Here is a 19,587-nt window from a genome sequence, read left to right on the forward strand (position 1 = left end):
TTGGGGCGGCCCGGCGGGGAAAAATGCCCCCAACGCTTGCCGCGACGCGGCGGCGCTGCCCCCGGAGGGGGCGCTTTTTGCCTTGGGGCGGCCCGGCGGCAAAATGGCGGGCCCGAGGTTACAATCGCGGCCATGAATCCTCGTCTCGGGCTGCTCCAGCCCTATCCCTTCGAAAAACTGCGCGCGCTGTACGCCAATGTCGTGCCGCCCGCCGGCCTGCGCCCCGTCGGCCTGTCCATCGGCGAGCCCAAGCACGCCACGCCGGCGTTCATCGAGGACGCCATCCGGCAGAACCTGTCCGGGTTGTCCGGCTATCCGCCGACCAAGGGCTCGCCCGCGCTGCGCGCCGCCATCGCCGGATGGCTGGAGCGGCGCTATGGGCTGCCGGCCATCGATCCCGACACGCAGGTATTGCCCGTCCTGGGTTCTCGCGAGGCCTTGTTCGCCTTCGCGCAGGTGGTGATCGACGGCGCGCGGCAACCCCGGGTGCTGTGCCCCAATCCGTTCTACCAGATCTACGAAGGCGCCGCGCTGCTGGCCGGCGCCCGCCCCACCTTCGTCAACGCCGACCCGGCGCGCAACTTCGGCTGCGACTGGGCATCGGTATCGCCCGCCGAATGGAGCGAGACCCGGCTTGCCTACGTCTGCTCGCCCGGGAACCCGGCGGGCAACGTCATGGGCCTGGACGAATGGAAGTACCTGTTCGAGCAGGCCGACAAATACGGTTTCATCATCGCCTCCGACGAGTGCTATTCCGAGATCTACCTGGACGAGGCCGAGCCCCCGCTGGGCGCGCTCGAAGCGGCCCACCGCCTGGGGCGCGGCGACTTCCACAACATCGTGGTGTTCTCCAGCCTGTCCAAGCGCTCGAACGTGCCCGGCATGCGTTCCGGCTTCGTGGCGGGCGACGCCAGGCTGCTGGCGCAGTTCCTGCTGTACCGGACCTATCATGGCAGCGCCATGAGCGACGTGGTCTCGGCGGCCAGCATCGCGGCCTGGAGCGACGAAGACCACGTGCGCGAGAACCGGCGCATGTACCGCGAGAAATTCGACGCGGTCCTGCCCATCCTGCAGGACGCGATGGACATCCAGCGCCCCCAGGCCTCGTTCTACCTCTGGCCGCGCACGCCCATCGACGACGCCGAGTTCACCCGCGGCCTGCTGGCGCAGGAGAACGTCACGGCCCTGCCGGGCAGCTACCTCGCGCGCGAGACCCCCGCCGGCAACCCGGGCGCCAACCGCCTGCGCCTGGCTCTGGTGGCGCCCCTGGACGAATGCGTCGAGGCGGCCCACCGCCTGGCGCGCTACGCCCGCTCGCTGCCAACCACCCGCATCGCATAAACAACACCCATACCGCATGTAAACACACCCCGCTACCCAGGGCACAGCGGATCCGGCTCCGCCGGTCCGCCAGTGCCGCCCCCTCGGGGGGCGCGCGCAAGCGCGTAAGGGGGGGTCCTTTTTTGGATATCCGACCATGAGCCAAGACCTCAAGACCGTCATCGAACAAGCCTGGGAAGACCGCGCCTCGCTGTCGCCCGCCGCCGCCCCCGCCGCCGTCCGCGAAGCCGTCGAGCACGTCCTCGCCGGACTGGACAAGGGCGAACTGCGCGTGGCCGAGAAGCAGAACGGCGACTGGACCGTCCATCAATGGATCAAGAAGGCGGTGCTGCTGTCCTTCCGCCTCGAGGACAACGTCGTGATGGGCACCGGCCCCGGCAGCGCGCTGCAGTTCTACGACAAGGTGCCGAGCAAGTTCGCCGGCTACAGCGACGCCGACTTCAAGCAAGGCGGCTTCCGCGTGGTGCCGCCGGCCGTCGCGCGCCGCGGCTCCTTCATCGCCCGCAACGCGGTGCTGATGCCCTCGTACGTCAACATCGGCGCCTACGTGGACGAAGGCACCATGGTCGACACGTGGGCCACCGTGGGCTCGTGCGCCCAGATCGGCAAGAACGTCCACCTGTCGGGCGGCGTAGGCATCGGCGGCGTGCTGGAACCCCTGCAGGCCAACCCCACCATCATCGAAGACAACTGCTTCATCGGCGCGCGCTCGGAAGTCGTCGAAGGCGTGATCGTGGAAGAAAACTCGGTGCTGTCCATGGGCGTGTTCATCGGCCAGAGCACCAAGATCTACAACCGCGAGACCGGCGAGATCCTGTATGGCCGCGTCCCCTCGGGCTCGGTGGTCGTACCGGGCAACCTGCCGTCGGCCGACGGCAAGTACAGCCTCTACTGCGCCGTCATCGTCAAGCGCGTCGACGCGCAGACCCGCGCCAAGACCAGCATCAACGACCTGCTGCGCGCCTGACCCCCGGACCTTGGAACAGACCCGCCATGACCACTCCCGTCCTGTCCCTGGTTGAAGAACTGATCCGCCGTCCCTCGGTCACGCCCGAGGACGAAGGCTGCCAGGCCCTGCTGGCCCAACGCCTGGCGGCGCTCGGCTTCGCCTGCGAAACCATCGCTGGCGCCGGGGTGGTCAATCTGTGGGCGCGGCGCGGCGCCGAAGGACCGCTGGTCGTCTTCGCCGGCCACACCGACGTGGTGCCTCCCGGCCCGCGCGAGCAGTGGCATACCGACCCGTTCGTGCCCACCCTGGTCGACGGGAACCTGTACGGCCGCGGGTCGGCCGACATGAAAAGCTCGATCGCGGCCTTCGTGGTCGCGGCCGAGGAATTCATCGCCCACCATCCCGACCACCCCGGTTCGATCGGCCTGCTGATCACCTCGGACGAGGAAGGGCCGGCCACCGACGGCACCGTCAAGGTCTGCGAACAGCTCGTGGCCCGTGGCGAACGGCTGGACTACTGCATCGTGGGCGAGCCCACCTCGTCCGTGCAACTGGGCGACACCATCAAGAACGGCCGCCGCGGATCGCTGTCCGGGCGGCTGGTGGTCAAGGGTATCCAGGGCCATGTCGCCTATCCGGAAAAGGCCCGCAACCCCATCCATCAATGCGCGGGCGCGCTGGCCGAGCTCGCGGCCACCGAATGGGACCGCGGCAACGAGTACTTCCCGCCCACCACGTTCCAGATCTCCAATTTCCACAGCGGCACGGGCGCCACCAATGTCGTGCCTGGCGAAGCCTTCATCGATTTCAATTTCCGCTTTTCCACCGCCAGCACCGCCGACGACCTGAAGAGCCGCGTGCTCGCGGTCCTCGACCGGCATCAGCTCGAATACACGCTGGACTGGACCCTGAGCGGCATGCCCTTCCTGACGCCGCGCGGCACGCTATGCAGCGCGCTCACCGACGCCATCGTCGCCGAGCTCGGCATCGAGGCTCAGCTGTCCACGACCGGCGGCACCTCCGACGGCCGCTTCATCGCCCGGATCTGCCCCCAGGTGGTTGAATTCGGCCCGGTCAACGCGACCATCCACAAGGTCAACGAGCACATCGCCGTGGACAGCCTGGAGCCGCTGAAAAACATTTACCGGCGGACGCTGGAAGCGCTACTGGTCCGCTAGCGCCACGCCCGGAACCCTCCCCATGCCCCCTACCGATTTCCATTCCCTGCGCACGGTGCGCGACCTGATCCGCTACGCCGTGAGCCGCTTCAACGCCGCCGGCATCGCGCTGGGGCATGGCACGCTGGACGTCTACGACGAAGCGGCCTACCTGGTCCTGCACACGCTGCACCTGCCCGTCGACCGGCTCGAGCCCTTCATCGACGCCGCCGTGCTGGGCGACGAGCGCGAAGCGGTGCTCCGTATCATCGACCGCCGCATCGACGAACGCCTGCCCGCGCCCTACTTGACCAACGAAGCCTGGCTGCGCGGCCGCCGCTTCTACGTGGACGAGCGCGTCATCGTGCCCCGCTCCTACATCGCCGAGCTCCTGGACGACGGCCTGGCGCCGTGGATCGACGATCCCTACGCCGTGGAATGGGCGCTGGACATGTGCACCGGTTCAGGCTGCCTGGCCATCGCGGCGGCGGAGACTTTTCCGCATGCGCAGGTCGATGCGGTGGACCTCTCCAAGGATGCGCTGGAGGTAGCCCGCATCAACGTGGATGACTACGGCCTGCAGGATCGCGTCGCGCTGCACCAGTCGAACCTGTTCGAGAAGCTGCCTCCCGCGCAGTACGACCTGATCCTGTGCAATCCCCCCTACGTCAATACCGACTCCATGAACGCGCTGCCGGCGGAGTACCGCCACGAACCCAGCCTCGCGCTGGCCGGGGGCGCGGACGGCATGGATCTCATCCGGCCGCTGCTCGCGCAGGCGGCCGGATTCCTCCAGCCCGACGGCATCCTGGTGCTGGAACTGGGTCACGAGAAGGGCTATTTCGAGCAGGCCTTTCCCCATCTGGACCCGGTATGGCTGAGCACCTCCGGCGGCGACGACAAGGTGCTGCTGCTCAGGCAGGATCAGTTGCAATGAAAGCTCCCCCCTACGCGCTGACGCGCGCCCCCCGGGGGGCGAAACCGGCGGACTGGCGGAGCCAGATCCGCGGTTTCCTGGGGTACTGCCAGACTGATGAAGAACGGCGTTTTCGCCGGTCGGCGCGGGGAAGCGTCGAAACAAGGTGGTCCCCTCAGTGATACGAGCATCAGGCATTACTCTGCGGCGCGGCACCAAGGTGCTGCTGGACAGCACCGATTTCGTGGTCCACCCTGGCGAGCGCGTCGGCATCGTGGGGCCCAACGGCGCAGGCAAGTCCACGCTGTTCGCGCTATTGAACGGACAACTGGAGCCGGACGCGGGCAACCTGGACATCCCGGCCAGTTGGCGCATCGCGTCGATCGCGCAGGAAATCCACGACACCGATCGCGAGGCGCTGGAATTCGTCATCGACGGCGATATACGCCTGCGCCGCCTGCAGGCCGAGCGCGCCGCGGTCGACGTCGACCGCGACGGACTGCGGCTGGCCGAACTGGAAGCCGAGCTGGCCGACGCGGGCGCGTTTTCGGCACAGTCGCGCGCCGAACAGCTGTTGGTGGGCCTGGGCTTCGCCCAGGAGGAATTCCGGCAACCGGTGGCGAGTTTCTCGGGCGGCTGGCGCATGCGCCTGAACCTGGCGCGCGCGCTGATGGCGCCGTCCGATCTCCTGCTGCTGGACGAACCCACCAACCACCTGGACCTGGACGCCATGCTGTGGCTGGAGCGCTGGCTGGCGGCCTACCCCGGCACCGTGCTGGTGATCTCGCACGACACCGAGTTCCTGGACGCGGTGGCCCGGACCATCCTGCATTTCGACCAGGGCAAACTGGTACGTTACAAGGGCGGCTACGAGGACTTCCTGACCCAGCGCGCCGAACGGCTGCGGCAGAATCAGATCGCCTACGACAAACAGCAACGCGAAGCCGCCCACCTGCAAAGCTTCATCGACCGCTTCAAGGCCAAGGCCAGCAAGGCCAAGCAGGCCCAGAGCCGGGTCAAGGCGCTGGCGCGGATGCAGGTCCTGGCGCCCATGCGCGCGGCGGCGGGGATCGATATCAGCATCCCCTCGCCCGACCACATGCCCGATCCGCTGCTGTCGCTGGACGGCGTGCGCGCCGGCTATCCCGCCGCGCCCATCCTGGATGGCGTCAAGCTATCGGTGCGCGCCGGCGCGCGGATCGGCATCCTGGGCGCCAACGGCGCGGGCAAGAGTACGCTGGTCAAGACCCTGGCGGGCGAAATCGCCCCGCTGGGCGGCGAGCGCAAAGAGGCTCGCGGCCTGGCGGTCGGCTACTTCGCCCAGCACCAGCTCGACATGCTGGATGCCGAGGCCACGCCGCTCCTGCACCTGGCCCGCCTGGCCCCCGAGACACGCGAGCAGGACCTGCGCAACTACCTGGGCGGCTTCGGCTTCTCCGGCGATTTCGCGATGGCCAAGGTCGGCCCCATGTCGGGAGGCGAAAAAGCGCGCCTGGCGCTGGCGCTGGTCGTCTGGAAAAAACCTAACCTGTTGTTGCTGGACGAACCCAGCAACCACCTGGACGTCGACACCCGCGAGGCCTTGACCGAAGCGCTGGCCGAGTTCGAAGGCACCATGCTGCTGGTCTCGCACGACCGCCATCTGCTGCGGACCACGGTGGACAGCTTCTGGATCGTCGCCGATGGCGGCGTGCACGAGTTCGACGGCGACCTGGAGGACTACCGCGACTGGCTGGCCCGGCGCCAGAGCGGCAACGCGGCCGCCTCGCCGGCCGATGCCGTACCTGCCGACGGCGGCCTCGACCGCAAGACGCAGCGGCGGCTCGAGGCCGAAACCCGGCAGCGCCTGTCGATCTTGCGCAAACCGCTGGAGACCCGGCTCAAGAAGCTGGAAGAAGAGATGCAGAAGCTGGAATCTCGCAAGCGCGAACTGGACCAGCTCATCGCCGACCCCGGCCTGTACGAGGATGCCCGCCGGGACGAGTGCCGCCGCGTGCTGGCCGAGCATGGCGACCTGCAGAAACGGCTGGGCGAGATCGAGGAAGCCTGGCTGGGACTACAGGAAGAACTCGAGGCCATCCAGGCCTGAGGCGTCCGCGCCGCCGGCGCGAGCGCCCCGGGCCCCGCCCCTAGACGTTCATCACGCTGACGGCGCGCGTATTCAGGTAGGCTTCCACCGCCTCCGGCCCGCCTTCCGAGCCGAAACCCGAATCCTTGATCCCGCCGAACGGCATCTCGGCCGTCGGGATGGCCGGCATGTTGACGAACAGCATGCCGACCTCGACCTTGCGGGAAATCAGGTCGGCGTTCTTCAACGAACTCGTGAACGCGTAGCCGGCCAGTCCGTACGAAAGCCGGTTCGCCTCGGCAATCGCCTCGTCCAGCGTGTTGAAGGCGCGGATGGCGGCAACGGGCCCGAAGGGTTCGTCATTGAAGATGCGGGCATCGAGCGGCACGTCGGTCAGCACGGTCGGCTCCCAGAAATTGCCGATCTCGCCCATGCGCTTGCCGCCGGCCAGCACCTGCGCTCCCTTCTGGACCGCGTCGTCCAGGAAGCCGGACATGGCGGCCAGGCGGCGGGGATTGGCCAGCGGACCCATCTGCGTCCCCTCGGCCAGGCCGTCGGCAACCCGCAGGCCCTTCGCCCACTTCGCCAGCTCGGCGGCGAATTCGGCGCGCACGCTTTCATGGACCAGGAAACGCGTCGGCGAGATGCAGACCTGGCCGGCATTGCGGAACTTGGCGCCGCCGGCGGACTTCACGGCCAGGGCGACATCCGCATCCTCGCAGACGATGACCGGCGCGTGGCCGCCCAACTCCATGGTCACGCGCTTCATGTGCTGGCCGGCCAGGCCGGCGAGCTGCTTGCCGACCGCGGTCGAGCCCGTGAACGTGATCTTGCGGATGGCCGGATGCGGGATCAGGAAACCCGAGATCTCGGCCGGATCGCCATAGACCAGCCCCAGGACGCCCGGCGGCAGGCCGGCATCCTGGAAGGCACGGATCAAGGCGGCCGGCGCGGCCGGGGTTTCCTCGGGCGCCTTGACCACCACGGAGCAGCCAGCGGCCAATGCCGGCGCCAGCTTGCGCACCACCTGGTTGATCGGGAAATTCCACGGCGTGAACGCCGCCACCGGTCCGACCGGATCCTTGAGGACCATCTGGCGCTGCGCCAGGCTGCCGCGCGAGGGCACGATGCGGCCGTACACCCGGAAGCCTTCTTCGGCGAACCACTCGATGATGTCGGCGGCGGCCAGCGTCTCGCCCTTGGATTCGGCCAGCGGCTTGCCGTTTTCCTGGGTCATCAGCGGCGCGATGTCTCCCGCCCGCTCACGCATCAGGGCGGCGGCCTTGCGCATGATGTCGCTGCGCTTGGCGGCGGTCATCTCGCTCCAGGTGACGAAGCCCCGCCGCGCCGCCTCGACCGCCTGTTCGAGGTCCACGCGGCCGGCGTGGGCGACACGGCCGATTTCCTTGCCGGTGGCGGGATTCACCACGGCAAGGGTCTTGCCGCCGGCGGCATCCCTCCACTGGCCGTCGATGAAGAGCTGGGTATCCGTGTAGGTCGTAGCGTGTGGCATGTCGGTGATTCCTTTGCGTATCGAGGCTGGGGCGCCCTCCTGCGTCGATCGGAGCAGGCGTACCACGAAGAGCATAGATCGCAATGCCCGCTTCGCCATAAATATCTTTACATTAAGATTCTTAATGATAAGATAACTGCACGTTCCCCCACCACAGGACATGCATCGTGCAAGCCAGGATCAGTCGCCTAGAAGGCACCCCCTACCAGCAGCAACGCGCCTTTTCGCCCGCCGTCGTCTCCGAAGGCGGCCGCACCATCTGGCTCGCGGGGCAGACCACCACCCAAGACCTGCAAGGGCAAGACATCTCCGGCCAGTTCGAGGCCCAGGTGCGCACATGCTTCGCGCTGATCCAGGGCACCCTGGCCCGCTGCGACGCGGACCTGCGCAACCTGGTCTGGATGACGGTGTTCATCGACGACCCCCGCCATGGCGACCGCTTCGTCGATATCCGCTCCGAGCTGCTCGGCAGCACCGGTTTCCCCGCCAGTACCCTGATCACGGTGTCGCATTTCGCCCGTCCGGGCATCGTGGTCGAAATCCAGGCCATCGCCGTGGTCTGACCCCGCCCCGCGCCATCCAGGAGACTTCCATGTCAGGCCGCGCTTTCCTTGCCCTGTTCGCCAGTTCGCTTTGCCTTGCCGCTCACGCGGACACCTATCCCAGCAGGAACGTCACGCTGGTCGTCACCAGCGGCGCCGGTTCCTCGGCCGATATCCTGTCCCGCATCATCGGCGTGGACCTGTCCCGCCGCCTGGGACACACCATCGTGGTCGACAACCGGCCGGGCGCAGGCGGCAACATCGCCGGCGAACTGGTCGCCAAGGCGCCCGCCGACGGCCATACCCTGCTCCTGGCCTCGATCAGCACGCACGGCATCAACCCCTGGCTCTATGCCCGCATGCCCTTCGATCCCGTCAAGGACTTCACGCCGATCGGTATGGTGGCCTCCAATCCCAACGTGCTGGTGGTGGCGGCCAAATCGCCCATCCGCTCGATCCCCGATCTCGTCGCCGCGGCCCGCAAGGCGCCGGACCTCGCGTACTCGTCCGGCGGCAGCGGCACCTCGCAGCACCTGGCCGGCGAGATGTTCGCGTCGCAGGCTGGCATCAAGCTGATGCACGTGCCCTACAAGAGTGCGCCGCAAAGCATGAACGCGGTGCTGGCGGGCGACGTGGCCATGACCTTTCTCAGTGTCCCGGTCGCCGCCGGCCAGATCCAGGCCGGCCAGTTGCGCGCGCTGGGGCTGACTTCGGCCCGGCGGCTGGCCAGCCTGCCGGACGTTCCCCCTATCGCCGGGCAAGGCCTGCCAGGCTTCGACGTCTCGGCCTGGTTCGGCCTCGTGGCGCCGGCGGGCACGCCGCAGCCCGTGGTCGACAAGCTAAACCGGGTGTTGCAGGAAACCCTGCGGGACCCGGCCGTGCGCGAGAAACTCGAAGGCCAGGGCATGGAAATCCTGGGCGGCACGCCGGAACAGTTCTCGCGGTTGATACGCAGCGAGATCGACCGCTGGGGCCCGGTGGTCCGCGCCTCCGGCGCCGCCGTCAACTGAGGCTCGCCATGGCGATCGATCCCCTGCGCGTGGCCGTGTTCGACGGCGGATGGAACCTGCCCCTGTGGGCCGGCATCGACCAGGGCTTCTTCGCGAGCCATGGGGTGCCCATCGAACTCCACTACGTCGGCGGCTCGGCCGAACTGGTCGAGGGCCTGCTGCGTGACGAGGTCCGGATCGCCATCGCCGGCATCGACAATCTCGTGGCCTACCAGGAAGGCCATGCCCGCATCCCCGGCACCCGCCCCGACCTGGTGGCCTTCCTGGGCGGCGACCGGGGCTTTCTGAGCCTGGTCGCGGCGCCCGGCATCCAGGGCTACGACGACCTGCGCGGCAGGACCCTGTCGGTGGACGCATTGTCCACCGGCTTTGCCTTCGTGCTGCGCGAGCTGCTGGCCACGCACGGCATCCCGGCCCACGAGGTCGAGATCGTACCCGCCGGCGGCACCAGCCAGCGCTACGCGGCCTTGCTGGCGGGCCGGCACGCGGCCACGCTGTTGCGCACGCCCTACGAACTGCTGGCGCAGGAAGCCGGCTGCCGCATCCTTCCGGGCGCGGCCTGGCTGGACGGCTACATGGGATCGGCCGCCTTCTGCCGACGCGCCTGGGCGGCCACATCGAGCGATACGCTCAGGGCGTTCGCGCGCGCCTACCGTACCTCGCTGGACTGGCTCGTCCTGCCGAACACGGGCTCACGCGCCGCCGCCCTGCTGCGCGAACACGCGCGGGATCTCGACCCGGCACTGAGCGAACGCGCCCGCGACGTGCTGCTGGCACCCGGCACCGGTCTCATCCGCGATCTGCGCCCCGTCATGGCCGGCATCGCCACCGTGCTGGCGCTGCGCAACCGCCACGCCGGCCAGGCCGTGGCGCTGCGCGACCCGGCGCGATATGTGGACCTGGGCTACCTGCCGGAGATATGAACCGCCGGGTGGAACCGGCCGGCGCGCGCCTCGTGATAGAGTTCGACGCAACCGAACCGGCATCAAGAGTCCGTCCCTTGCCCCCAGCGTCTCCCACCACTCCGCGGCGCGATTCCGTCCAGCAACTGCTGGACGACTGGAAACGCGAACGTCCCGATCTGGATCCCTGGCCGCTGGGCATCATCGGCCGCCTGTCGCGCCTGTCCACGCACATGGTGCGACACGCCGAGGAATGGCTCGCGCCCATGGGGCTGACCTGGGAGACCTTCAGCCTGATCGTCACCTTGCGCCGCTGCGGCCCGGAGTTCGCGCTCAAGCCTTCGGACCTGATCAAGGTATCGCTGCTGACCTCGGGCGCGGTCACCAACCGCATCGACCGCGTCCAGGCACGCGGCCTGGTCGTGCGCGAACCGGACCCCAACGACCGCCGCGGCGTGATCGTCCGGCTCACGCCCGAAGGCAAGGCGCTCGCCGACGAAGCCATCGCCCGCCACTTCGACGCGATGGCCGGGCTGCTGCGCCCGCTCGGCCGCCAGGAAGCGGACAAGCTGGCCGCGATGCTGAGCACGCTGCTGTTCGCCATCGAGGCGCGCGACTGAGGCCTCAGGCCGACACCTCGACCGCCTGGGTGGCCAGCAGCAACTGCGCCGCCACCGACACCGCGATGATCCCCGGCAGCTTGCCCGCGATCGCCGGTAGCCCGATCGGACACACCAGTGAAGCGATGCCTGCCTCGCCCATGCCTCGCGCGCGCAGGCGCCGCTCGAAAGTCACGCGCTTGGTGGCCGAGCCGATAAGCCCGCAATAGGCGGCATCGCCCCGCTCCAGCACGGCGCGCACGATGTCGAAATCGAGCGCATGGCTGTGGGTCATGACGAGGTGCATGACGCCGGCCGCCGCGTCGGCGACCTCGGCCGCGAGGTCGTCGACCTGGACGGTCTCGACCTGTCCGGGCAGCGGATGCGGAAAAACGTTTTCGCGGGTGTCCAGCCACCGTATCCGGAACGGCAGCGGCAGCATGACATGCACCAGCGCCCGCGCCACGTGCCCGGCGCCATACAGCCACAGCTCGTGCGGCCGCGCCTCCAGCCCTTCCAGCCGCGGCAAGGCATCGCCCGCATCCGCCAGCACCGAGAAGCGCAGCTCCACGCTGCCGCCACAGCACTGGCCCAGCGTGGGGCCAAGCGCGACGCGGCGCGTCTGCTCGACCATGGAACCGGCCTCGGCTTGCCGCAACAGCGACCGCGCGTGCGCGATGGCTTCGTATTCCAGGTGGCCGCCGCCTATGGTGCCGGCAAAGCCGTCGCCACCGACCAGCAGCGCCGCGTCGGTGCCGCGCGGGACGCTGCCCCGCACCTCCAGCACGCGGACCAGGCACACAGGCTGGCCACGCGCCGCGCGGGCGAAATCAGCCAGCCCTTCGGGCAGCAGCGCGGTATGGGTCATTGCTCCACGGCCCGCAGCACGGCCTCGGGCGTCGCGGGCGCCGACAAAGGCACGAGCGGCATGCGCCCACGCTCGCTGCGAGCCGCCGCCACCGCTTCGCGTATGGCGAAGAAAGCGGCAAAGCCCAGCATCAAAGGCGGTTCGCCCACGGCCTTGGAACCGTAGACATTGTCCTCGCGGTTGGGCTCGGACCAGAGTTCGACATGGAAGTCGTCCGGCACGTCGCCCGAGGTCGGAATCTTGTAGGTGGACGGCGCATGCGTGGCCAGCGTGCCATCCGGCTTCCAGACCAGTTCCTCGGACGTCAGCCAACCCACCCCCTGCACGAAACCGCCCTCGATCTGGCCCAGGTCGATCGCCGGATTGATGGAGCGGCCCACGTCGTGCAGGATATCCACGCGCAGCACGCGCATCTCGCCGGTCAGCGTGTCGACCGCGACCTCGGTGGCCGCCGCGCCATAGGCGAAGTAGTAGAACGGGCGGCCGCGCATGGTCTTGTGGTCGTAGTGGATCTTGGGCGTGGCGTAGTAGCCGTCCGACCACAGCGACACGCGCGCGGCATACGCCGCCTTGGCCACGGCCACGAAATCGAGTTCGGCGCCCGGCACGAGCACCTTGCCGCCGCGTATCGACACCTGGCCCATCTCCACGCCGCGCGTGCGGGCGACATGGGCGCGCAAGCGGTCGCGCACCTCGCGCGCCGCGAACTCGGCTGCCCGGCCGTTCAGGTCGGTGCCGCTGGAGGCGGCGGTGGCCGAAGCATTGGGCACCCGGCCGGTGTCGGTGGCGGTGATGCGCACCCACGCCAGCGGCACCCCCAGCGTATCGGCCACGATCTGGCACACTTTGGTGTGCAGCCCCTGCCCCATCTCGGTTCCACCGTGGTTCACCGTGACCGAACCGTCGGTATAGACGTTCACCAACGCGCCGGCCTGGTTGAACAGGGTGGCCGTGAACGAGATGCCGAACTTCACCGGCGTCAGGGCCAGGCCGCGCTTGATCACCGGACTGTCGGCGTTCCAGCGCGCGATCGCCTCGCGCCGGCGGGCGTAGCCGCAATCGGCCGCCAGCCGTTCGATCAGCGCGGGAAGGATGTTGTCGGTGACCTGCATCCCATAGGGCGTGCGGTCGCGGGGCGCATCGCCATACAGGTTGATCCGGCGCACCGCCAGCGGATCCAGGCCCAGGAGGCGGGCGATGTCGTCGAGCGCAGCCTCGATCATGCCCACTCCCTGCGGACCGCCGAACCCCCGGAAGGCGGTATGGGACTGGGTATGGGTCTTGCAGCGATAGCTGTGGATGGCGACGGCCGGCAGGTAGTAGGCGTTGTCGGCATGGAAGATGGCGCGATCGGCGATCGGCCCGGACAGGTCGGCGGAGAATCCGCAGGCCGCCGCCTGCATCAGCTCGATGGCCAGGATGCGCCCCTGGCCGTCGAAGCCCACTGTCCAGCGGCCGAGGAAGGGATGGCGCTTGCCGGTGATCAGGAAATCGTCGTCGCGGTCGAGCCGCATCTTGCATGGCGCCCCGGCGATGCGCGCCGCCACCGCGGCCCACACCGCGATGTGGCCGGCCTGGGTTTCCTTGCCACCGAATCCACCGCCCATGCGGCGGCATTCGACCTGCACCGAGTGGGCGGGCACGCCCAACGCGTCGGCCACCCAGTGCTGCACCTCGCCCGGATGCTGGGTTGACGACAACACCTTCATCGTACCGTCCTCGCCCGGCATGGCCAGCGCGATCTGTCCTTCCAGGTAGAACTGCTCCTGCCCGCCCACCGCGAACTCGCCTTGCAGGCGATGCGGCGCGGCGGCCATCGCCGCCTCGACGTCGCCTTCAACCAGATGCACCGGGGGCAGCACCCAGGATTCGGCTTCCAGCGCCTGGGCGATCGTCAGGATGGCCGGCAACGGCTCGACTTCCATCCGGACCGCCCGCGCGGCCACGCGCGCCGCCTTGGCGCCGGTGGCGACGACCAGCGCGACCGGCTGGCCCAGATACTCGATCAGGTCCGCGGGCAGGATGGGTTCGTCGTGCCCCGCGCCCACCACATTGGCGGCCGGCAGGTCGGCGGCTGTCAGGACGCGGCGCACGCCGGACATCGCCAGCGCGGCCGAGGCGTCCACGCTTTTCAGCCGCCCGTGCGCGACCTTGGACAGCACGGGGGCGACGAACAAGGTGCCGCGCGGCTCGGGCACGTCATCCACGTACAGCGCGCGGCCGCTGACGTGCAGATGCGCCGCCTCGTGCGGCACCGCCTCGCCGCAGGCCTGCGGTTCGGCCCCGACGTTCAGGATGCCGGGATGATCGGGGGCATTCATGTCTGTATCGCCGCGAGTTCGCCCAGGCGCGTGGCCGGCGCCTGCCGCGCCAGCTCCAGGCACGACCGCAGCAGCAGGTTGGCCGCGGCCTGGCGCCGATAGGCCGCGCTGGCGCGCAGGTCGTCCAGCGGATCGAATTCGTCGTGCATGGCGTGCCACGCCGCCCGCATGCCGGGGCTGTCGCGCAGCGACGCGGCGGGCACGTCCACCTGGAGGCCCAGGAGAGCCTGCTCGGTCCGCGCGGCGCGGCTGGACACCGCGGCCATGCCGCCCACGCCCACGCCGGCGGCAACGATGCGCCCCTGCTCCACGCACAGCGCCGTGGCCACGGCCACCGCGCTGATGTCCTGCTCCACCCGCTTGGACAGTTTCCAGGCACGGACCGCGACCTGGGCGCCGGGCAGCGGCACGCGCACGGCGCGGATGAATTCGCCCGGACGCAGGTCGTTCTTCTGGTAGCCGTGATAGAAATCGGTCACTGGCAGGACCCGCTCCTGGCCCTGCCGGTGCAGCACCACGGAGCCGCCCAGCGCGATCAGCAGCGGCGCGGTGTCGCCGATGGGCGAACCGTTCGCGACGTTGCCGACCAGCGTGGCGCTGTTGCGCACCGGCACCGATGCGAAACGGTCGAAATAATCGGTACAGGCGGGAAAGTGCGGCGCCAGCGCCCGCCACGCGTCCTCGACGGTGACGGCCGCGCCGATCTCCAGGCACGGAACATCCCGCCCCCAGCGCGACGATGCCAGCGCATCCCGGCCGATGCGGCCGATCGCCGCCAACTCGGACACCCCCCCTATCCACAGCATCTCACCCAGCGCGCGATGCTGCTTGGTGACCCACAGGCCGACGTCGGTCGCGCCTGCCACGATGCGGCTGTCCGGGTGCGCCGCGCGCAATGCCGCCAGTTGCGCCAGCGTACGCGGCGCCAGGAATCGCCCGCGGGCATGGCCATCGAAACCGTCCGCCGCTTGCCCTGGCGTCCAGGCCTGCGGCCTGGGCGCCACCTGGGCCAGGCGCTCGCGCAGTCCCTCGGCCGATTCGCCCTGCCAATCGGGTCCGCACATTGCCTGCGCCGCATCCAGGATGGGGCGATACCCCGTGCACCGGCACAGATTCCCGGACAGAGCACGCACCGCGTCCCCGCGGCCGACCACCGCCTCATCGGCCAACCGCCTGCCCTCGTACATGGCGTACAGCGACATCACGATGCCCGGCGTGCAGAACCCGCACTGCGAACCGTGGTGCGTGACCATGGCCGCCTGGACAGGATGCAGCGCATCCGGCTCGCCGATTTCGCCGGCGGTGGCCAACAATTTCCCGTCCAGCGCCGCCACGGGCTGGATACAGGCATTGATGGCACGCACGCGGGGATTGCCCGCTTCGTCCAGGTCGGTCACCGCCACCGTACAGGCGCCGCAGTCGCCCTCGGCGCAGCCTTCCTTGACGGCATGGCACCCCGCCACTTCCCTCAGCCATTCCAGCACCGTGAAAGCGGGCGGCAGCCCCCCGAGCTCGACCAGTTTGCGGCCATGCCAGAAACGCGCGGGACGAACCCGCAACTCGAGCGGCGTATCGGGGGAGGAAGGATCGGAAGCCATGTCGCTCTGCCAGGAGTACGCCCGCCGCGTCCGCAACGGGACGCCGGGGACCATATCCGAAACATACGCGTCCTGGCGGGGGTTGTCATCTTTACCTGAAGATGAGCATTATTCATTATCATGGATGACATCTCCGGAGTCCCGACATGCCCGCCGCCCCGCCCGCAGTTGCCCAGGGCAGCACCGACCTGTCCCGGTTGAGCCTGACCGACATCCAGGCCTTCGTCACGCTGCTGGATACGCTGCACGTCTCGCGCGCCGCGATACGGCTGGGCATGGGCCAGCCCCAGCTGTCCGGCCGGCTGGCCCGGCTGCGCCGCCTGACGGGCGACCTGTTGTTCGTGCGCGGGCCGGGCGGGGTCGTGCCGACCGCCACCGCGCTATCACTGGAAGCCCCGGCGCGGGAAATGCTGACACAGGCCGAGCATTTCCTGGCACCTCCCGACGAGTTCGATCCGCGCAAGGCGCGTGGCACCCTGCACCTGGCCGCGCCGGACTATCTCGACCCCATGCTGCTGCCGCGCCTGGCCGGCCGGCTGCGGACGGCCGCGCCCGCCCTGGCGCTGAGCGTGCATCCGCTGACGGACGACCTGGACTATGCGCAGAAGCTGGCCGACGGCCGGCTGGACCTGGTCATCGCCAACTGGCCGGATCCGCCGGCGCAATTGCACCGGCTGCCGCTGTTGGAGGACGAACTGGTGGTCATGATGGGCAGCCACCACCCCCTGACCCGCGGCGACCTGACCGCGCAGGCCTATCTTCAGGCGCGCCACGCGGCGCCCACGGCGATGCGGCCAGGCCTGCGCAGCACGGTCGACGCCATGCTCGCGCGGCTGGGACACGCCCGCCACGTCGCGCTCGAATGCCCCGTGTTCAGCCTGATTCCCTACGTACTGACGCAGACCGACCTGCTGCTGACCACCGGCAGGCGCTTCACCGAATTCTTCGCCAGCTCGCTGCCGGTGTCGGTGCTGCCCCTGCCCATTGCCCTGCCGTCCTTGCAGTATTACCTGCTGTGGCACCCGCGCGCGCGGCGCGACGGCCCTATCCGATGGCTGCGCGAACAGATCGCCGCGTGCGTGCGCAGTCCGCTCAGCTCCCCCGATACGTACTCCAACTCCAGGGACTGACCAGCAGCGGCACGTGATAGTGCTGCCCGGGCTCCGCGATGCCGAAGTCGAGCGCGATGCGATCGACGAAACGGGGCTCGGGCAGCGCCAGCCCCCGCGCGGCGAAATAGTCGCCGGCCTCGAACACCAGGCGGTAGGCGGCGGCGACGAGTTCGTCGCCTTCGAGCAAAGGGCCGTCCATACGCCCGTCGGCGTTGGTGGACACCTGGCGCAACAGGACCGCCTGGCCCTCGTCCATGCGGAACAGTTCCAGCCTCAGTCCCGCGGCCGGACAGCCATGGGCGGTATCGAGAACGTGGGTGGTCAGCTTTCCCATGGGAATCCTTTGATGGAACGCGATGGCGCGGCGCGCGCCGTCCGGCGCGACGACAAAAGTGTATATAGTTTCGCTAGCGGCCACATCCCCGCCCGCGGCCCCGTCCGTCCGTCATGGGAGAATGTCCATGCGTGTCCGTTCCGTCTCCACTCCTGATTCGTTGCCCACGCCATGACAGCCTATCCCCGCGACATGACCGGCTACGGCCGCCACCTTCCCGACGCGCGCTGGCCCCACCGCGCCCGCGTGGCCGTGCAGTTCGTCCTGAACTACGAGGAAGGCGCCGAGAACCACGTCCTGCACGGCGACGCCGCCTCCGAACAGTTCCTGTCCGAGATCGTGGGCGCGGCCGCCTATCCGGCCCGGCACATGAGCATGGACTCCATCTACGAATACGGCTCGCGCGCGGGCGTCTGGCGCATCCTGAACGAGTTCGAACGGCGCCGCCTGCCGCTCACGGTGTTCGGCTGCGGGATGGCCCTCGAACGCAACCTGGAAGCCACGGCGGCCTTCCTCGAGCACGGCCACGAAATCGCCTGCCACGGCTGGCGCTGGATCCACTACCAGAACCTGGACGAGGCCACCGAGCGCGAGCATATGCATCGCGGCACGGAGATCCTGCGCAGGCTGACCGACGGCGCCTGGCCGCTGGGCTGGTATACGGGACGCGACAGCCCCAACACGCGCCGCCTGCTGGTCGAACAGGGCGACTATCTGTACGACAGCGACTACTACGGCGACGACCTGCCCTTCTGGACCGAGGTCGAGACGGCCTCCGGCGCGCGCAAGCCCCACCTGATCGTCCCCTACACGCTGGACGCCAACGACATGCGCTTCGCCACGCCCCAGGGCTTCAACACCGCCGATCACTTCTTCCACTACCTGCGCGACAGTTTCGACGTGCTCTACGCGGAAGGCGCCGACAAACCGCGCATGATGTCGGTGGGCATGCATTGCCGGCTGCTGGGCCGGCCCGGCCGCTTCACCGCCCTGCAACGCTTCCTGGACCATGTCGAGAAGCACCAGGACGTCTGGATCTGCCGCCGCGTCGACATCGCCCGCCATTGGAAGCAAGAACATCCGTACACGCCGGCCGCCGGCTCCGCCTCCTGATCTCCGCCATGACTGCCTCGCTCACGCTCGACGTCCTGAATACCGCCGATCCCGTCCGCTTCGTCCAGTTCCTGGACGGGCTGTACGAGCACAGCCCCTGGGTGCTGGAGCGGACCGCTCCCAAGCGCCCCTTCGCCTCGGCCGCCGCGCTCAAGTACGCGCTGGCGCAGACCGTGCGGGAGGGCACCCGGGACGAACAACTGGCGCTGATCCGCGCCCATCCGGAACTGGCCGGCCGCGCCGCCGTGGCGGGCCAGTTGACGGAGGATTCCGCCGGCGAACAGGCGCGGGCCGGGCTCACCCAATGCTCGCCCGAGGAATTCGAACTGCTGCACCAGCTCAACGCGGCCTACGGCGGCCGCTTCGGATTCCCCTTCATCATCGCGGTGCGAGGCCCGACCGGCGCCGGCCTGAGCCGCTACGACATCATCGCCGCCATCGAGCGCCGGCTGCGGCACGCGCCCGACCAGGAATTCGCCGAAGCGCTGCGGCAGATCGACCGGATCGCCGAGATCCGCCTCGCGGACCGGCTGTCCCTGGCCCGCCCCTACGGCGACCTCGTGATGGCCTGGGCGGAAACGCTTGCCGGCTACTCCGATTCGCCCGACCACCTGACCTGCACCTACCTGTCCACGGCCCACCGCGCGGTGGCCGCCCGCGTCCAGGCCTGGATGCTGGAGGCCGGCTTCGACTCGGTCTACCAGGACGCCGCGGGCAACGTCGTGGGCCGCTACCGGGCCGCCCCCACGACGCCCGAACCGCCGCTGGTGGCCACGGGCAGCCACTACGACACGGTCCGCAACGGCGGCAAGTATGACGGCCGCCTGGGTGTCCTGCTTCCCATCGCCGTGGTGGCCGACCTGAAGCGGCGCAATCGCCGCCTGCCCTTCGATCTGGATGTGGTGGCCTTCGCCGAGGAGGAAGGCGTGCGCTACGGCAGCACGCTGCTGGGCTCGTCGGCCTACATCGGCCGCTTCGACCCCGGCGTGCTGGATTCGCTGGATGCCGCCGACATCAGCATGCGCCAGGCCATGCAGCTCGCGGGCCTCGATCCGGAACAGCTTGGCAAGGCGGCGGCCGAGACCGCCCGCCTGCGGCACTACTTCGAAATCCACATCGAGCAGGGTCCGGTGCTGCTGGAACGCAACCTGCCCGTGGGCGTGGTCACGTCCATCGCCGGCAGCGTGAGGCGGCTCCTGACCCTGGGCGGGGGGGGGGGGGGGGGGGGGGAGAGCAGAGAGGGA

At 69.2% G+C, this 19,587-nt stretch carries 17 protein-coding genes; 12 read left to right on the top strand and 5 right to left on the bottom strand.

Annotated elements, in window-relative coordinates:
* The first annotated feature begins 132 nt into the window (after positions 1-132).
* The 5 genes from dapC (at position 133) to AC1Q6E_RS20290 (ending at position 6,452) form a co-directional block, all read left to right on the top strand.
* The gene (gene dapC, locus AC1Q6E_RS20270) at positions 133-1,341 is read left to right on the top strand and encodes a succinyldiaminopimelate transaminase (protein WP_152795099.1); all 1,209 of its coding nucleotides are present in this window, start codon (positions 133-135) and stop codon (positions 1,339-1,341) included.
* Between the two features lie 136 nt (positions 1,342-1,477).
* The gene (gene dapD / locus AC1Q6E_RS20275) at positions 1,478-2,308 is read left to right on the top strand and encodes a 2,3,4,5-tetrahydropyridine-2,6-dicarboxylate N-succinyltransferase (protein WP_152795101.1); all 831 of its coding nucleotides are present in this window, start codon (positions 1,478-1,480) and stop codon (positions 2,306-2,308) included.
* A 26-nt stretch (positions 2,309-2,334) separates the two neighbouring features.
* Positions 2,335-3,468: a succinyl-diaminopimelate desuccinylase gene (dapE, locus tag AC1Q6E_RS20280; protein WP_152795103.1), complete on the top strand. Its 1,134-nt coding sequence runs from the start codon at positions 2,335-2,337 to the stop codon at positions 3,466-3,468.
* A 22-nt stretch (positions 3,469-3,490) separates the two neighbouring features.
* Positions 3,491-4,384: a 50S ribosomal protein L3 N(5)-glutamine methyltransferase gene (gene prmB / locus AC1Q6E_RS20285; RefSeq protein WP_152795105.1), complete on the top strand. Its 894-nt coding sequence runs from the start codon at positions 3,491-3,493 to the stop codon at positions 4,382-4,384.
* A gap of 157 nt (positions 4,385-4,541) precedes the next feature.
* The gene (locus tag AC1Q6E_RS20290; RefSeq protein ID WP_492573408.1) at positions 4,542-6,452 is read left to right on the top strand and encodes an ABC-F family ATP-binding cassette domain-containing protein; all 1,911 of its coding nucleotides are present in this window, start codon (positions 4,542-4,544) and stop codon (positions 6,450-6,452) included.
* 40 nt (positions 6,453-6,492) lie between these two features.
* Here AC1Q6E_RS20290 and AC1Q6E_RS20295 read toward each other — a convergent pair whose 3' ends face one another.
* Entirely contained in the window at positions 6,493-7,944 is a 1,452-nt protein-coding gene (locus tag AC1Q6E_RS20295) for an NAD-dependent succinate-semialdehyde dehydrogenase (protein ID WP_492573409.1), read from the bottom strand.
* Positions 7,945-8,111: 167 nt separating this feature from the next.
* Here AC1Q6E_RS20295 and AC1Q6E_RS20300 point away from each other — a divergent pair, with 167 nt between their 5' ends.
* The 4 genes from AC1Q6E_RS20300 (at position 8,112) to AC1Q6E_RS20315 (ending at position 11,018) form a co-directional block, all read left to right on the top strand.
* Positions 8,112-8,507 carry a RidA family protein gene (locus AC1Q6E_RS20300; protein ID WP_296556650.1) on the top strand — a complete coding sequence of 132 codons (396 nt, stop codon included), beginning with the start codon at positions 8,112-8,114 and terminating at the stop codon, positions 8,505-8,507.
* 29 nt (positions 8,508-8,536) lie between these two features.
* Complete coding sequence (locus tag AC1Q6E_RS20305; RefSeq protein WP_152795109.1) at positions 8,537-9,496, top strand: Bug family tripartite tricarboxylate transporter substrate binding protein; 960 nt, start codon at positions 8,537-8,539, stop codon at positions 9,494-9,496.
* 8 nt (positions 9,497-9,504) lie between these two features.
* Positions 9,505-10,419 carry an ABC transporter substrate-binding protein gene (locus AC1Q6E_RS20310; RefSeq protein ID WP_492573410.1) on the top strand — a complete coding sequence of 305 codons (915 nt, stop codon included), beginning with the start codon at positions 9,505-9,507 and terminating at the stop codon, positions 10,417-10,419.
* A 77-nt stretch (positions 10,420-10,496) separates the two neighbouring features.
* Complete coding sequence (locus AC1Q6E_RS20315) at positions 10,497-11,018, top strand: MarR family winged helix-turn-helix transcriptional regulator (RefSeq protein ID WP_296556652.1); 522 nt, start codon at positions 10,497-10,499, stop codon at positions 11,016-11,018.
* Positions 11,019-11,022: 4 nt separating this feature from the next.
* Here the strand turns inward: AC1Q6E_RS20315 and xdhC are convergent, their stop codons facing one another.
* The 3 genes from xdhC to xdhA are packed head-to-tail and all read right to left on the bottom strand — an operon-like array spanning position 11,023 to position 15,784.
* Positions 11,023-11,865 carry a xanthine dehydrogenase accessory protein XdhC gene (gene xdhC, locus AC1Q6E_RS20320; RefSeq protein ID WP_152795115.1) on the bottom strand — a complete coding sequence of 281 codons (843 nt, stop codon included), beginning with the start codon at positions 11,863-11,865 and terminating at the stop codon, positions 11,023-11,025.
* The gene (gene xdhB, locus AC1Q6E_RS20325; protein ID WP_296556654.1) at positions 11,862-14,186 is read right to left on the bottom strand and encodes a xanthine dehydrogenase molybdopterin binding subunit; all 2,325 of its coding nucleotides are present in this window, start codon (positions 14,184-14,186) and stop codon (positions 11,862-11,864) included. The genes xdhC and xdhB overlap by 4 nt, the downstream gene beginning before the upstream one ends.
* Positions 14,183-15,784 carry a xanthine dehydrogenase small subunit gene (xdhA, locus tag AC1Q6E_RS20330; protein WP_492573411.1) on the bottom strand — a complete coding sequence of 534 codons (1,602 nt, stop codon included), beginning with the start codon at positions 15,782-15,784 and terminating at the stop codon, positions 14,183-14,185. The genes xdhB and xdhA overlap by 4 nt, the downstream gene beginning before the upstream one ends.
* 146 nt (positions 15,785-15,930) lie before the next feature.
* On the opposite strand from xdhA, the gene AC1Q6E_RS20335 reads away from it, so the two are divergent.
* Positions 15,931-16,914, top strand: a complete 984-nt coding sequence (locus AC1Q6E_RS20335) for a LysR family transcriptional regulator (RefSeq protein ID WP_492573412.1) — start codon at positions 15,931-15,933, stop codon at positions 16,912-16,914.
* On the opposite strand, the gene uraH is transcribed toward AC1Q6E_RS20335, so the two are convergent.
* A complete protein-coding gene (uraH, locus tag AC1Q6E_RS20340) occupies positions 16,877-17,230 on the bottom strand; it encodes a hydroxyisourate hydrolase (RefSeq protein ID WP_152795122.1) in 354 nt (117 codons plus the stop codon). The genes AC1Q6E_RS20335 and uraH overlap by 38 nt on opposite strands.
* A gap of 171 nt (positions 17,231-17,401) precedes the next feature.
* Between uraH and puuE the strand changes: the two genes are divergently transcribed.
* Both puuE and uraD read left to right on the top strand, forming a co-directional pair.
* A complete protein-coding gene (gene puuE / locus AC1Q6E_RS20345) occupies positions 17,402-18,343 on the top strand; it encodes an allantoinase PuuE (RefSeq protein WP_492573413.1) in 942 nt (313 codons plus the stop codon).
* 8 nt (positions 18,344-18,351) lie between these two features.
* Positions 18,352-19,587: 2-oxo-4-hydroxy-4-carboxy-5-ureidoimidazoline decarboxylase (gene uraD, locus AC1Q6E_RS20350; protein WP_492573414.1), on the top strand; the 1,236-nt coding region annotated here is incomplete at its 3' end.

The sequence above is a fragment of the Pigmentiphaga sp. MLSB6-MA01 genome, assembly GCF_058793475.1.

Coding starts and splice junctions, on each gene's coding strand:
- dapC (WP_152795099.1), top strand. CDS start 133: ATGAATCCTCGTCTCGGGCTGCTCCAGCCCTATCCCTTCGAAAAACTG.
- dapD (WP_152795101.1), top strand. CDS start 1,478: ATGAGCCAAGACCTCAAGACCGTCATCGAACAAGCCTGGGAAGACCGC.
- dapE (WP_152795103.1), top strand. CDS start 2,335: ATGACCACTCCCGTCCTGTCCCTGGTTGAAGAACTGATCCGCCGTCCC.
- prmB (WP_152795105.1), top strand. CDS start 3,491: ATGCCCCCTACCGATTTCCATTCCCTGCGCACGGTGCGCGACCTGATC.
- AC1Q6E_RS20295 (WP_492573409.1), bottom strand. CDS start 7,944: ATGCCACACGCTACGACCTACACGGATACCCAGCTCTTCATCGACGGC.
- AC1Q6E_RS20305 (WP_152795109.1), top strand. CDS start 8,537: ATGTCAGGCCGCGCTTTCCTTGCCCTGTTCGCCAGTTCGCTTTGCCTT.
- AC1Q6E_RS20310 (WP_492573410.1), top strand. CDS start 9,505: ATGGCGATCGATCCCCTGCGCGTGGCCGTGTTCGACGGCGGATGGAAC.
- xdhC (WP_152795115.1), bottom strand. CDS start 11,865: ATGACCCATACCGCGCTGCTGCCCGAAGGGCTGGCTGATTTCGCCCGC.
- xdhB (WP_296556654.1), bottom strand. CDS start 14,186: ATGAATGCCCCCGATCATCCCGGCATCCTGAACGTCGGGGCCGAACCG.
- xdhA (WP_492573411.1), bottom strand. CDS start 15,784: ATGGCTTCCGATCCTTCCTCCCCCGATACGCCGCTCGAGTTGCGGGTT.
- AC1Q6E_RS20335 (WP_492573412.1), top strand. CDS start 15,931: ATGCCCGCCGCCCCGCCCGCAGTTGCCCAGGGCAGCACCGACCTGTCC.
- uraH (WP_152795122.1), bottom strand. CDS start 17,230: ATGGGAAAGCTGACCACCCACGTTCTCGATACCGCCCATGGCTGTCCG.
- puuE (WP_492573413.1), top strand. CDS start 17,402: ATGACAGCCTATCCCCGCGACATGACCGGCTACGGCCGCCACCTTCCC.